Source organism: Acinetobacter sp. AR_0276 (assembly GCF_003000705.1).
Taxonomy (GTDB): Bacteria; Pseudomonadota; Gammaproteobacteria; order Pseudomonadales; family Moraxellaceae; genus Acinetobacter; species Acinetobacter nosocomialis.
This window is the reverse complement of sequence record NZ_PSQO01000004.1, coordinates 87400-101938: the sequence shown is the minus strand read 5'-3', so window position 1 is coordinate 101938 and position 14539 is coordinate 87400. Positions and strand designations below refer to the sequence as shown.

General features: G+C 37.1%; 14 protein-coding genes. 10 read left to right on the top strand and 4 right to left on the bottom strand.

Annotation, left to right across the window (positions count from 1 at the left end; translation table 11 throughout):
- The first annotated feature begins 3 nt into the window (after positions 1-3).
- Both CSB87_RS01335 and CSB87_RS01330 read left to right on the top strand, forming a co-directional pair.
- Positions 4-366, top strand: a complete 363-nt coding sequence (locus CSB87_RS01335; protein ID WP_004886960.1) for a YnfA family protein — start codon at positions 4-6, stop codon at positions 364-366.
- Positions 367-790: 424 nt separating this feature from the next.
- Positions 791-1846 carry a 3-deoxy-7-phosphoheptulonate synthase gene (locus tag CSB87_RS01330; protein WP_004886963.1) on the top strand — a complete coding sequence of 352 codons (1056 nt, stop codon included), beginning with the start codon at positions 791-793 and terminating at the stop codon, positions 1844-1846.
- A 47-nt stretch (positions 1847-1893) separates the two neighbouring features.
- Here CSB87_RS01330 and CSB87_RS01325 read toward each other — a convergent pair whose 3' ends face one another.
- Both CSB87_RS01325 and CSB87_RS01320 read right to left on the bottom strand, forming a co-directional pair.
- Positions 1894-2811 (bottom strand): alpha/beta fold hydrolase, encoded by a 918-nt coding sequence (locus tag CSB87_RS01325; protein WP_002050701.1) that lies wholly within the window; start codon positions 2809-2811, stop codon positions 1894-1896.
- 2 nt (positions 2812-2813) lie between these two features.
- Positions 2814-3374 (bottom strand): PadR family transcriptional regulator, encoded by a 561-nt coding sequence (locus CSB87_RS01320; protein ID WP_002050679.1) that lies wholly within the window; start codon positions 3372-3374, stop codon positions 2814-2816.
- Positions 3375-3509: 135 nt separating this feature from the next.
- Between CSB87_RS01320 and CSB87_RS01315 the strand changes: the two genes are divergently transcribed.
- From CSB87_RS01315 to CSB87_RS01300, 4 genes are all read left to right on the top strand, one after another.
- Positions 3510-5534: an NADPH-dependent 2,4-dienoyl-CoA reductase gene (locus CSB87_RS01315; protein WP_004886966.1), complete on the top strand. Its 2025-nt coding sequence runs from the start codon at positions 3510-3512 to the stop codon at positions 5532-5534.
- Positions 5535-5605: 71 nt separating this feature from the next.
- Positions 5606-6013: a nuclear transport factor 2 family protein gene (locus tag CSB87_RS01310; protein WP_004886968.1), complete on the top strand. Its 408-nt coding sequence runs from the start codon at positions 5606-5608 to the stop codon at positions 6011-6013.
- Between the two features lie 37 nt (positions 6014-6050).
- Positions 6051-6767: an SGNH/GDSL hydrolase family protein gene (locus tag CSB87_RS01305; RefSeq protein ID WP_004886970.1), complete on the top strand. Its 717-nt coding sequence runs from the start codon at positions 6051-6053 to the stop codon at positions 6765-6767.
- 19 nt (positions 6768-6786) lie between these two features.
- Positions 6787-7881, top strand: a complete 1095-nt coding sequence (locus tag CSB87_RS01300) for a YheT family hydrolase (RefSeq protein WP_004708515.1) — start codon at positions 6787-6789, stop codon at positions 7879-7881.
- A 189-nt stretch (positions 7882-8070) separates the two neighbouring features.
- On the opposite strand, the gene CSB87_RS01295 is transcribed toward CSB87_RS01300, so the two are convergent.
- Positions 8071-8559: a hypothetical protein gene (locus CSB87_RS01295; protein ID WP_002050668.1), complete on the bottom strand. Its 489-nt coding sequence runs from the start codon at positions 8557-8559 to the stop codon at positions 8071-8073.
- A 223-nt stretch (positions 8560-8782) separates the two neighbouring features.
- Between CSB87_RS01295 and CSB87_RS01290 the strand changes: the two genes are divergently transcribed.
- Genes CSB87_RS01290 through eno form a run of 3 tightly spaced genes read left to right on the top strand, consistent with a single transcriptional unit; the run spans position 8783 to position 12643 of the window.
- Entirely contained in the window at positions 8783-10420 is a 1638-nt protein-coding gene (locus tag CSB87_RS01290) for a CTP synthase (protein WP_002050609.1), read from the top strand.
- 30 nt (positions 10421-10450) lie between these two features.
- Entirely contained in the window at positions 10451-11308 is an 858-nt protein-coding gene (kdsA, locus tag CSB87_RS01285) for a 3-deoxy-8-phosphooctulonate synthase (protein WP_000080538.1), read from the top strand.
- A 45-nt stretch (positions 11309-11353) separates the two neighbouring features.
- On the top strand, positions 11354-12643 hold the full coding sequence (gene eno / locus CSB87_RS01280) for a phosphopyruvate hydratase (RefSeq protein WP_004708520.1): 1290 nt from the start codon (positions 11354-11356) through the stop codon (positions 12641-12643).
- Between the two features lie 95 nt (positions 12644-12738).
- Here eno and CSB87_RS01275 read toward each other — a convergent pair whose 3' ends face one another.
- Positions 12739-13416 carry a DUF421 domain-containing protein gene (locus tag CSB87_RS01275; protein ID WP_004708522.1) on the bottom strand — a complete coding sequence of 226 codons (678 nt, stop codon included), beginning with the start codon at positions 13414-13416 and terminating at the stop codon, positions 12739-12741.
- Between the two features lie 286 nt (positions 13417-13702).
- Here CSB87_RS01275 and CSB87_RS01270 point away from each other — a divergent pair, with 286 nt between their 5' ends.
- Positions 13703-14431, top strand: coding sequence for a sulfite exporter TauE/SafE family protein (locus tag CSB87_RS01270; protein WP_004886978.1), 729 nt, complete (start codon positions 13703-13705; stop codon positions 14429-14431).
- Positions 14432-14539 lie beyond the last annotated feature (108 nt).

Sequence of the window (14539 nt, the reverse complement as noted above, 5' to 3'; positions counted from 1 at the left end):
TTTATGTTAATTGATAGTCTTTCTATAACCCGAATACTTAGTGTGCTCGGGTTATTTATTATTACTGCGATCGCTGAGATTTTAGGCTGTTACTTTCCTTATCTTATTTTAAAAGAAGGGAAGTCTGCTTGGTTGTGGATCCCTACAGCCTTAAGCTTAGCGATCTTTGTTTGGTTACTTACATTACATCCAGCTGCTTCTGGGCGCATTTATGCGGCCTATGGCGGTATTTATATTTTTACTGCACTCATGTGGCTTCGTTTTGTCGATCAGGTCGCTTTAACGAGATGGGATGTTTTAGGTGGCTTTATAGTGCTTTGTGGTGCAAGTTTGATTATTTTGCAGCCGCAAGGATTAATTCGCTAATGATGAAGTGAGCAATTAAATTTTAAGTAAAAAATAAGAAACTTTTTCGCAAAAAATACTTGTCAAATTCATCAACAATGCGTATTTTAGATTTAAGGAACATTTTTTAATATTTGAGATAAAGATGTTAAATCAATCTGTGAATTCTAACGCTTACTTTTATTTCTGGCAATTTAGATAGTTGCCTGAGCGTATTCGGGCATGAAAGTTGCCCATCACAGTTAATACCTGATCGGCAACCCCGATCAGGTTTTTTTATGCTTTATCTTTTTCAAATCGAGGAACTCAAAATGAACAACATGACTTATTCATACTTTAGCAACTTTTATTGGTTTTACTTTTGCTTACCTTTGCCAACGAATAGATCCAAAACGCTCAAATAAATGATCGGACTGATTCGGTTTCAGTCCAAAGGAAAAGACCAATGAATGCTTTAAATACTTTACTAACTCAAAGTAATACAAAAGAAACACCAGTTAGTTTACCTCTCCAGTTAAAAGCTAAATATCCGCTTGTGCAGACCTTCGCACGTCAAATTGCAGAACACCGTCAAATTATTCAAAATATTCTTGCTGGTAAAGATCAGCGTTTAATGGTTATTACAGGACCATGTTCAATTCATGACCCAGTTGCGGTTCTTGAATACGCAGAAAAACTGCAAAAATTACAAGAAAAAGTTAAAGATCAAATATTCATTGTGATGCGTGCTTATATTGAAAAGCCGCGTACAACTGTAGGTTGGAAGGGGTACATGTATGACCCAAACCTTGATGGTTCATCCAATCTACAATTAGGTTTAGAAAAATCACGCGAGCTTTATTTGCAAATTATTGAAAAGGGTTTGCCGATTGCGAGCGAAATTTTAAGTCCAATGGCAACTGGTTATTTTGATGATTTGTTGGCTTGGGGCGCAATTGGTGCACGTACCAGCGAGTCTCAAATTCACCGTGAAATCTCAAGTCATATGCCATACAGTATTGGTTTCAAAAATGGTACAGATGGTTCGATTCAAATTGCTTTAGATGCTATTCAGTCGGCACAAAATGAGCATCAATTTCTAGGAATGAATCAGCAAGGTTTACCTTCTGTTATTCAGAGTGCCGGCAACCCATTACCACACTTAATTTTGCGTGGAGCGAATCATGGTCCTAATTATGATTTAGCTTCAATTCAGGCAATACGTGAAAAACATAAGCAAAATCTTCCTCCTTTAGTCATTGACTGTAGTCATGGCAATAGTGGTAAAGACCCTTTACGTCAGCCAGAGGTTTTGCAGCAAATCGTTGCTGAACGCTTAAAAACTCAGGTGAAGGGTGTCATGATTGAAAGTCATTTAGTTGATGGTAATCAGAAAATTTCGTGTGAAATGACGTATGGTCAGTCGGTAACGGATGGTTGTTTAGGGTGGGATAAAACTGAACGGCTTTTATTAAATGTTGCTAAACAGTTAAAAGCAAGTGAATTAGCTCATTCGGCTTAATGATGTATACATTTAAAAAGGGATCTGTTTTAGCAGATCCCTTTTTTTTAAGAGGCATGTTTAAGTTCGGATAAAAAAGTAGTGATTTCATGCCCGAATTTTTTTGGCTCGGTTAATAATGGCGTGTGACCTGAACGCTCAAAATAAATTGTTTTTGCATGTTCGACACTATGTGCAATCAGTGTCTGACCAGTTTCTGGATAGAGTGTGGAATTACGGCCAATAAAGAAAGTTGTTGGGCACTGTAATTGTTGCAATGCCTCACGATAGTCTTCATTGTGAAAAAGATAATTTTCGACGTACCAAAATAAGTAGTCTAAGCGTTGAATCGGTAATAAGTATTTCTGTAAAAATGGCTGTTTTAACGCAGTTTTAAAAACAAATGGACTAAAAGGATTGCTACTTTGTAATTCAATAAAATCTACCCACAAACGTACCAATTTTTGACGGTCTGGAAGTGATAACTCATAAAGATATTTAGCATTTTTATGTTTTGATAATAATTGATAAATATCATTGAGTAATTGTTTAAATTGGGCATGTAATGGTCCGAATAAACCATATTGCCATGTCGCATCTACAGATATTTTAGGCGTTTGATCAATATGTAAATAAGCTTTTAACTGCTGAGCAAGATGAGCATGCTTCATACCATGCATTGCAGTGGTAGCACCCATTGAATAGCCCATTAAAATAAAGTGATCAAGTTTTAGTTGTTCAATTAAATGAGCGACATCTTGCCAGTGGCTTGATATGGCATCTTGCTCGGGAATAGCACAGTTTTTTGAACCGCCAAAACCACGCCAGTCAGGAATAATAAATTCATATTCTTTACGATTTGCGTAGATAAACGGTAGCCATTGCCAACTTTGCATACCTAGACCAGATAATACTAATACTGGTTCACCACGACCAACACGGCGTACAAATAATTTTTCCTGATCGGGCATGGTGTAATAAGGCATGGTTATTCTCCAGATGCGTTATCTTGAGCAAAAAGTTTTAATTGTGGGATGACCTGTTCTAACCATTTGATCCACTCAGTTTCCATAGTGATACCGAGTTCCAAGATCATTTTGTGGATATATAACACTCGATTATTCAAGTCATCACTATCTTTAAAATCTTTATCGTAAATATTTTGGTAAAGCTTAAGCTTTTCTTGGTGTAAGCCAAGATGTCGTAACAGTTCGGGTAATATTTGATTATTGCCCAATTGTGCCTCGGCACGCAATCTTACCATTAAGTCATCTCTAAGCTGAGCGGGTTCACTTTGCTGTGTCATCCATGAGGCAAGTTCTATACGCCCAAGTTGTTCGACTTGATAAGTCTTTTTTCGGCCGCTATCCATCTCATTTTCTAAAGTAGAAACCCAGCCTTTTTTTAGCATGTTATTGAGTTCACGATAAATTTGCTGATGTGTGGCATTCCAGAAAAAGCCCATAGAGCGGTCAAAACGGCGAGCGAGTTCAAAGCCAGTGCTTGGACGTTCTAGTAAGCTGGTTAGTAAAACATGGGGAAGTGACATGGCAATCCGTTTGTAAGCAAAAGTAAAGTGTGACTCATAAGATTATGCAACATGTTGCATAAAAGTCAAAATTTGATTATAAATTTGTGCAACAAGTTGCATTAAGCAAGCAGATTAGCAAGCCAAGGAGTTGTTATGTCGTTATATCCACATTTATTAAAACCATTAGATTTAGGTTTTACGACATTAAAAAATCGCGTATTGATGGGGTCTATGCACGTTGGTCTAGAAGAAGCGCCAGGTGGTTATGAGCGCATGGCGGCTTTTTATGCGGAACGTGCTAAAGGAGATGTTGGTCTTATTGTTACTGGCGGTATTGCACCTAATCAGGCAGGTTTAACCTTTGCTCATGCTTCTAAGCTAGATAGCACAGAAGAAGCCGAAAAACATAAAGTCATTACCGAAGCTGTACATGCTGCTGGCGGAAAGATTGCTTTACAGATATTACATACGGGTCGATATTCTTATCAGCCAGAGATTGTTGCACCTTCGGCAATTCAGGCACCGATTAATCCAATTAAACCTAAAGCAATGACTTCTGCAGAGGTTCAACAAACGATTGATGATTTTGCAAACTGTGCGAAGCTTGCTCAATACGCTGGATATGACGGCGTTGAGATTATGGGTTCTGAAGGTTATTTAATTAATGAGTTTATAGCAGCAAGAACAAACCATCGTGATGATGAATGGGGTGGTAGCTATGAAAACCGTATTCGTTTTCCTATCGAGATTGTAAAACGTACACGTGAAATAGTGGGTGAAAACTTTATTATTATTTACCGTTTATCAATGCTTGATTTAGTTGAAGGCGGATCTACTTTAGAAGAAGTGATTCAACTTGCTAAAGCGATTGAAAAAGCTGGCGCTACGATCATTAATACGGGTATTGGCTGGCATGAAGCTCGTATACCAACAATTGCCACTAAAGTTCCAAGAGCTGCATTTACTTGGGTCACTGAAAAATTAAAAGGTGAAGTTTCCGTTCCATTAATTACCTCAAACCGTATTAATACCCCAGAAATGGCTGAACATGTATTGGCATCGGGTCATGCAGATATGGTTTCAATGGCACGTCCAATGCTTGCAGATCCTGAGTTTGTTTTAAAAGCAAGTGAAGGTCGTAGTGATGAAATCAATACCTGTATTGGCTGTAACCAAGCGTGTCTTGATCATATTTTCTCTATGAAAATCGCAACATGTCTAGTTAACCCTCGCGCATGTTATGAAACAGAACTTATTTTTAAAGAAGCACAAAAACAGAAGAATATCGCTGTCATTGGTGCAGGACCAGCAGGTTTAAGTTTTGCTGTATATGCGGCAGATCGTGGACACCAACTTAAAATCTTTGAAGCAAGTCATCAAATTGGTGGGCAGTTTAACATTGCTAAAACTGTGCCTGGTAAAGAAGAGTTCTACGAAACATTACGTTATTTTAATCGTCAAATTGAATTACGTCCGAACATTGAACTTGTATTAAATCATAAAGCGACTTATGAAGAGTTAAGTCAATCAAACTTCGATGAAATTGTAGTTGCAACTGGTGTAACACCTCGTCAATTACAATTTGAAGGTATTGATCATCCAAAAGTACTGAGCTACTTACAAGTACTTAAAGAGCGTGTACCAGTAGGTCAGCGTGTTGCCATTATTGGGGCAGGTGGTATCGGTTTTGATACAGCTGAGTACCTAACCCATGAAGGTGAGAGTGGTAGTTTAAATCCAGAAAAATTTTATGAAGAGTGGGGTATTGATACTCACTATGAACACGTTGGTGGTTTAAAGCAGCCGAAAGTTGAAGCTTCTGAACGAGAAATCTATTTGTTACAACGTAAAGCTTCTTCAGTAGGTGCGGGACTAGGTAAAACGACTGGTTGGATTCACCGTACAGGGCTTAAGAACAGAAATGTGAAAATGTTGGCAGGCGTACAGTATGACAAAGTAGATGATCAAGGACTTCATATTACTGTTGATGGAAAACCAACAGTGCTTGAAGTTGATAACGTAGTGATTTGCGCAGGCCAAGAATCATTTACTGCAATGTATGACCAATTAAAAGCAGATGGTAAGAATGTTCATTTGATTGGTGGTGCTAAAGAAGCAGGTGAACTAGATGCTAAACGTGCTATTCGTCAAGGTGCTGAACTAGCAGCGGTTCTTTAATGATTTCAATGAGCACTGTCTTGGGTAAGAGAGTGCTCATGACTAAAAACTATTTGAAGGAAAAATAAAAAATGACACTCGAAACAACTAAACAGTCATTAGAAAAATGGCATCACATGGTTAAATCAAATGACTTATCGAACTTAAATGATTTGCTGGCAGATGAAGTCGTTTTCCGTTCACCAGTCGCTTATAAACCTTATGAGGGAAGACAAGTTGTTTTCTTTATTCTTACTAATGTGATTCAAGTATTCCAAAATTTTACCTATCACAGAGAGTTTTACACAGAAGATGGTAAAAATGTAGTACTGGAGTTTAGTGCGAATGTAGGTGATAAATCATTAAAAGGGATTGACATGATTCGTTTTAATGAACAGGGTAAAATTATTGATTTTGAAGTAATGATTCGTCCAATGAGTGGTTTAGCTGCATTAGCTGAGCAAATGGGTATAAGAATAGCTCAATTTAAACCTCAATAATTTTGTTAAATAGCCTAAGAATATTGAGGTATATAAAATGTGGTTAAAACTTTCAACATTGCTTTTATTGCCCGTATTATTTGTACAAGGCAGTAAAGTTCGAAAGAACACGCCACGTTTAGCAGAAGCCAAAGGTGAACGAGAAGGTTGTATCGGTCAAGGCAAGCCTTTATCCCTGCTTATTTTGGGAGATTCTGCCGCAGCAGGTGTCGGTGTAGAAAATCAGAAAGATGCCTTGTCTGGTGCTATTATTCAAGAACTGCAAAATGAATTTTCCCTGCAATGGAAACTTCATGCTAAAACTGGTGATACAACTCCACAAGTTTTTAATGCTTTACAGCATTTAGACGAGCAGAAGTATGATGTGATTGTGACATCTATTGGTGTAAACGATGTTACGAAATTTACTTCTGCTAAATCATGGATTAAACAACAGAAGCAATTATTTGAGCACATACAGAAACGTTTTCAGCCAAAGTTGATTATCGTTTCCGGTGTGCCTCCAATGCAACATTTCCCTGCTTTACCCAATCCACTAGCTTGGTTATTTGGGCAATATGCAGAGCAAATGAATCAAAAATTACAACAATGGTTAGCACCGCAGAGCCAGTTTAAGTTTCTTCAATACGATATTGAAACTTTTCAAGCCATGAATTTGACAATGGCAAGTGATGGTTTTCATCCTAGTAAGGAAGTTTACGCAATTTGGGGAAGGCAGGTTGCTGCTTTAGTGCGGCAATCATTTAACTCATAGTCAGAGGTAGTCATTGGACATGGGCATATCTGTTTTTAGTAAAATTAAAGATTTCGGTTCAGAGCTGTTTGATTTAGTGTTAGGTGCTGAGCATCCAAAAGTTTATTATGATCCTCAAGGGCAAATAAAAGATGTGTTGGAGAAGCTTCCTCAACTCAAACAGAAATATCGACCTACGCCTTGGTTAACCAATAGTCATGTCCATTTACTCTATTTTGATCTTATTAGAAAACAATCAATAAAATTAGAGTATGACCGCATTGATCAACTAACCATGAGTGATGGTGGGATTACCGCTATAGCTTGGTATGGATATGACTTACCGGCAGATACTCCAACAATTGTAATTATGCATACTATTACAGGTACGCCTGAAAGTATGCGTGAGTTAGTACGTGATTTGAATCAATATACAGGCTGGCGAATTGCACTATGCCTGCGCCGTGGGCACGCAGGTTTGCCAATGCCTGTGCCGCAAATTTCTCTTTTTGGATCTACCAGTGATTTAAAAGAACAGCTTAACTATATTCAAAGTTTATTTCCGACATCAGATTTATATGCAGTAGGTTCTTCAGCAGGTACTGGCTTGCTTGTTCGTTATTTAGGTGAACAAGGCGAAGATACACCTTTTAAAGCTGCTTTTGCGATGTGCCCGGGTTATAACACGGAAATTGGTTTTAAAAATGTTCATCCTTTTTACAGTAAAATGATGACGAAAAAACTCTTCAAGTATTTTATTTATCCGTATCAAAATACGTGGAGCAAAATAGCATCTTTAGAAAAAGTCTTATCGACGACCAATTTAGAAGAATTTGAAAAAGAATACTTTGAAATGGCAGGTTTTCAAGATTACGAGACTTACTGTAAATCTATTAACCCGATTTATGTGTTTGAAAATATCAAAATTCCATTAATGATTCTTAATGCAGAAGATGACCCTGTTTGCTCTATTAAAAATTTAGAACCTTATAAAGAGCCAATTCAGCAAATGAGTACTGTTGCTGTAGTCACAACTAAAAAGGGAAGTCATTGTGCATTTTATGAAGGATGGCGCAGTACATCATGGGCAGCACGTCTTATGTCTGATTATTTTCTAATTGAACGTAATAAATAGATAATTATTGAATATATAAGTGAAGCTCAAATTTTGGGCTTTATTTTATATCTTAAAATAAGAGCGGTATTGCTTCATTTTTCCAAGTTTTTGAATTGAAATTTAAATGAATTTAATCTGTTTTTATTATGAATTTTGTATAAATGCCCAAATCAAAAAAATTAATTTGGGCATTATTAAAACAGAAGCTTAGTTTTTAAGTGCTGGTGTTGCAGCAGCAATTGCAGCAGCAACTGCGTCATCTTCTGTCTTCGCAGGCTCAGTTGCCTTAGCTGGTTTAGACTGAGCCTTTTCAGGTTTAGGTTCTGCTTTAGGCTCAGGTTTTTTTTCAGGTTTAGGTTCTACCTTTGGTGTCTCAGATTTAGGTTGTTCAGCAACTTGTGTCTGTGAAGATTCAGCAGAATGCGCAGGACGGGTTTCTCGGCGAATTTCAGTTGTAGTATTAGTTGTTTCTTCACGTTCAACTTCAACTTGTGGTTGCGCTGGAACTTGAGCTTCTTGATGAGTATCTACACTCTCTAAAGATTCAAATTTTGCAGGCTTCTCTGGTTGAGGTTCTGAAACAGCAGTTTCAACCTTGTCTTGCTCTTCTTCTTTCGGTGTCTCTTTTTTAACGCATGCGGTTAACAATAGTCCAGCCGCAATTGCAGCACAGATTAAAAGTTTTTTATTTGCCATTGCCCTAAACAACATTTAATTGAGGAATTGGCATTATAACAGTAAATAGCAATGAAAAAATCATGTCAGATTGAGCTAATTTTTTATTAAAAATGCTGATAGAATAACCAGTTGTTTATTGTTCTTTGAATTGATGCGGTTTGACTTTGCTTTATAGGGGCAGAGTACAGTAAAATTGCCAAACATTGTAGGCCGATTTCGGCTTGATTGTACGAGAAACTTAATGACCCATTTTATTTTTGTCACTGGTGGTGTGGTTTCATCGCTAGGTAAAGGTATTTCTGCTGCTTCTGTTGCTGCACTTTTGGAAGCTCGTGGCTTAAAAGTCACAATGGTTAAAATGGATCCTTATATTAATGTCGATCCAGGGACAATGAGCCCATTCCAGCATGGTGAAGTTTTTGTTACCGAAGATGGTGCAGAAACCGATCTGGATCTGGGTTATTACGAACGTTTCTTACGTCGCGCGAAAATGACCAAACTAAATAACTTCACTAGTGGTCGTGTATATCAAGACGTTTTAAATAAAGAACGTCGTGGTGATTACTTAGGTGGTACAGTTCAGGTTATTCCTCATATTACCGATAATATTAAAGAACGTGTTCTTCGCGCAGGTGAAGGCTACGATGTTGCTATCGTAGAGATTGGTGGCACCGTAGGTGATATCGAATCTTTACCATTCATGGAATCGGTTCGTCAGTTAATGGTTGAGCTTGGTCATAAACGTACCATGCTTATGCATTTAACTTTATTGCCATATATTAAGTCGGCAGCAGAGTTAAAAACTAAACCAACTCAGCATTCTGTAAAAGAGTTACTTTCAATCGGTATTCAGCCAGACATTCTTATCTGCCGTACTGAATATGATGTAGATGTTGATACTAAACGCAAAATTGCATTATTCACTAACGTGGAAGCACGTGCTGTAGTGGTATGTAAAGATGCAAAAACGATTTATCAAATTCCACGTACCTTCTATGAACAAAACGTTGATGATCTAATTTGTGAGCGTTTTGGATTTAATGATCTTCCAGAAGCAAATCTAGAGGATTGGGACAATGTAGTAGAAGCATTACTGAACCCTGAATACACTTTACGTGTAGCTATGGTTGGTAAATATGTTGAGTTACCAGATGCTTATAAATCTGTAAACGAAGCATTGTTACATGCGGGTATTAAAAATCGCGTAAAAGTACAAATTGATTATGTCAACGCTGAAGAGCTTGAAAGCCAAGATGTATCTATTTTAAGTACAGCTGACGCAATTTTAGTACCAGGTGGTTTTGGTGAACGTGGTACTGAAGGCAAAATGAAAGCTATTCAATACGCACGTGAAAATCGTATTCCTTTCTTAGGAATCTGTTTAGGTATGCAATTGGCAGTTATTGAATATGCTCGCCATGTTGCAGGTATGCCAGAAGCATCTTCTACAGAATTTAACCGTTCTACAAAATATCCACTCATTGGTTTAATTACTGAATGGTTAGATGAGCGTGGTGAATTACAACAGCGTAGCCTTGAGTCTGACTTAGGCGGAACAATGCGTTTAGGTGCACAAAAATCAGAATTGGTTGAAGGCACAAAAACACGTGAAGTCTACGGAAAAGCTGAAATCACTGAGCGTCATCGTCATCGTTATGAAATGAATAATCGTTTCATTGAGGCGATTGAAAAAGCGGGCATGAAGATTTCTGGTTATTCTTCAGCACAACATTTGGTTGAAACTGTAGAAATTCCTGACCATCCTTGGTTTATTGCTGTACAATTCCACCCGGAATTTACAAGTTCACCACGTGATGGACATCCATTATTTGCTAGTTTTATTGACGCTGCAAAAACACAGCATCAAAAAAGTAAGTAATGCGATTTTAAATAAACTGGGAAAGTTTAAATGTCACAATTAAAACCACAAGAAGTTGTACGTTTAGGCGATATACAAATGGCAAATCATTTGCCATTTGTATTATTTGGCGGAATGAACGTACTTGAGTCAAAAGATTTAGCTTTTGAAATTGCTGAAACTTATATTGATATTTGTAAACGCCTAGATATTCCTTATGTATTTAAGGCGAGCTTTGATAAAGCAAACCGTTCTAGTTTGCATTCATTCCGTGGTCCTGGACTTGAAAAGGGTATTGAATGGTTAGGTGACATTAAAAAGCATTTTAATGTTCCAATTATTACCGACGTTCACGAACCATATCAGGCAGCACCAGTTGCCGAAGTCGCTGATATTATCCAGCTTCCAGCTTTCTTAAGTCGTCAAACTGATCTTGTTGAAGCAATGGCTAAAACTCAAGCTATTATCAACATTAAAAAAGCACAGTTTTTAGCTCCTCATGAAATGCGTCATATTTTGCATAAATGTTTGGAAGCTGGAAATGACAAACTTATTCTTTGTGAGCGTGGCTCAGCATTTGGCTATAACAATTTAGTTGTAGATATGCTTGGCTTTGACATCATGAAAGAAATGAATGTACCAGTATTCTTTGACGTGACTCATGCTTTACAAACTCCAGGTGGTCGTTCTGACTCAGCTGGCGGTCGCCGTGCTCAAATTACAACTTTGGCGCGTGCAGGTATGGCAACAGGTTTAGCGGGATTATTCCTAGAGTCTCATCCAGATCCAGACAAAGCAAAATGTGATGGACCATCTGCATTGCGCCTGTCGCAGCTTGAGCCATTCTTGGCACAACTAAAAGAATTGGATACTTTAGTTAAAGGATTCAAAAAGTTAGATACTCATTGATGCAGGAACTTGCATCGCGTTATTCATTCAACTGAGGAATTGTTCATGAGCCAAATCGTTGACATTCGTGCACGTGAAATTTTGGACTCTCGTGGTAACCCAACCATCGAAGCAGACGTCATCTTAGAATCTGGGGTGGTTGGTCGTGCATGTGCACCATCTGGTGCTTCAACTGGTTCTCGTGAAGCTTTAGAACTTCGTGACGGTGACAAATCACGTTACTTGGGTAAAGGCGTTCGTACTGCTGTTCAGAATGTAAATAGCTCAATTCATGAATTGCTTGTTGGTCAGAGTGTTTTTGATCAAAAAGCACTTGATGAAAAAATGATTGCATTTGACGGTACTGAAAACAAATCTAAATTAGGTGCGAATGCAACTTTGGCAGTATCTTTGGCAGCAGCTCACGCAGCAGCAGCTGAACAAAAACTTCCATTGTTCCAATATATTGCTAACTTACGTGGTCAAACTACTTTGACTATGCCTGTACCAATGATGAACATTTTGAACGGTGGTGCTCACGCAGACAACACTGTTGATATTCAAGAGTTCATGATTGAGCCAGTTGGTTTTACTTCATTTGCTGAAGCATTACGTGCTGGTGCAGAAGTATTCCATTCTTTGAAATCAGTTCTTAAAAAACAAGGTTTGAATACAGCTGTAGGTGATGAAGGTGGTTTTGCACCTAACCTTCGTTCAAACGAAGAAGCAATTACTGTAATTCTTCAAGCAATTGAGCAAACTGGTTATAAAGCTGGTTCAGATATGATGCTTGCACTTGACTGTGCATCTTCAGAATTCTACAAGAATGGTCAATATATTCTTGAAGGTGAAGGCAACAAGTCTTTTACAAGCAATCAATTTGCTGATTACTTAGCTGGTCTTGTTAAGCAATATCCAATTATCTCTATTGAAGATGGTTTAGATGAGTCTGATTGGGAAGGCTGGAGCTATTTAACTTCAATTCTTGGTGATAAAATCCAATTGGTTGGTGATGATTTATTCGTAACTAATCCTAAGATTTTACAACGTGGTATTGATGAGAAAGTAGGTAACTCAATTCTGATCAAATATAACCAGATTGGTACATTGACTGAAACTTTAGATGCAATCTACCTTGCTAAAGCAAATGGTTACACGACTGTTATTTCTCACCGTTCTGGTGAAACAGAAGATTCAACTATTGCTGATTTAGCAGTTGGTACAGCAGCAGGTCAAATCAAGACTGGTTCACTTTGCCGTTCTGACCGTGTTTCTAAATATAACCAATTACTTCGTATTGAAGAGTTGACTAAAGCGGTTTACCGCGGTAAAGCTGAGTTCAAAGGTTTAAACTAATCTTTTGAATAATACTTTGCTGATTTAAATATTGATGACAAATTAATATTTAAAATATAAGTGCTATTTCTTTTTTGGGAATAGCACTTTTTTATTTATCCTAAACGTCGAGTTTTTAAAGATTCAGCCCAACTATGATGATGACAGCGAGAACATTCTTGGTCGAGTTTGTTTAAAATTTTTGTTTCACCGCATTTCATACAAGAATAAAAAGTATTAATTTTAAGTACATCAGCTTTGCGGTAAGCATCTGGAAATAAAGGAAGTCCCCATTTAACGTCTTCATCTTCATAATAAAGCAAACTCAAAATACCATCAGATTCAAGTAAGGCTGTTCGGACTTGACCTAAATGCTCTACATTTTGTTGGCGCATTTCCGAGAAAAACTCGTCATGAGAATATGTTTGTTTCTGGAAATCTTTATAAACTAAGAGACCGTCCTTAACGACACAGAGAGCTCGGCCTTCTAATAAATTTTCAATTTTTTTATTTTTTACCATACCCCAAGTAACGAGGCGGTATAAAGAAATAATAGCTACAAAAGCAACAAATGCATGAGCAATAGGTAAGTCTTTAGTAAACATAGGATCACCAGCAGCAGATCCTAAACATAAAATAATAGCCAGTTCGAATAAGGAAAGTTGTCGAATACCACGTTTACCAGATAGTCTTAAAAAAGTAATGATGATAATAAACATCACAGTACATCGGATTAAAATTTCTAAAACAAAGGTCCACGTTGTGTCACCTATAAAAATGTTAGAAAGATCCATCTTCTTCTCACTTATTAAAATATGTATCAAAAATACATTTAAAATTCTTATCAAAATGGAAAGCAAAAAAGTATACTTTTTAGGTAGTTATTGGTTAAAAATATAAGAAATATGTGATTTTATATAGCTTCAAATAAAAATTTAATAAGTTTTATAGGGCTAATTGGATAAGTAATTAAGTATTTTAAGATGCAAATTTTAAATACTAAAACAGAACAGAGCTATAGTACGATTTTAAAACCTAGACTATTGTAGACTTTTAAGAATAATTATTTTGGTTAGGCCTATGATCTATGTAGCACTTGCTGTTATTGGGGTTCTATCAGGACTGATTAGTGGGGTAGTAGGGACTGGGTCATCTATTATTTTGTTGCCTATACTTTCTTATATTTTTGGGGCGAAGCTTGCAGTACCTATTATGGCAATTGCCGCAATCATGGGGAATATTTCACGTGTGGTGTTGTGGCGTAAAGAGCTTAATATTAAAGCATTTCTGTTGTTTACGAGTCTGGGCATACCCGCAACGATACTGGGAGCCAATACTTTATGGGTTATGTCACCGATATTATCCAACTTATGTATAGGTTTCTTTTTCTTTTGCTTAATACCGATTAGGCATTATGCCAAACGCCATAATTTTAAATTTAATTCATGGCAAATGATAGTCGCAGGTGGAGTGCTTGGCTATATCACTGGTGTAGTATTCTCCACAGGTCCATTATTACTTCCGGTTTTTAATGGTTTTGGTTTAACTAAGGGAGCTCTCTTGGCAACAGAGGCGGCAGCTTCATTTGGAATTTACGTAACAAAAAGCTTAACTTTTGGTGTGCTAGGTGTTTTACAGAAAAATATTTTAATTGCGGGAGTTGCGGTTGGTTTTTCTTTAATCATTGGTAATTATATTGGTAAAACATTTGTAATAAAGATGTCTGAGGAAACTTTTAATTTATTGCTAGATTGCATGTTGGCGGTTGCTGGTTTTTCTATGATATTTGCAGTTTTTACTCATTCTTAAGAGTAACTTTTATATACATAGATTGATTTATAAACAGTTGTGTTTATAAACATTATTTTCCTTTCCAATTGAGTTTAATTTTGACAAAATGAAACATGTTACGATGGT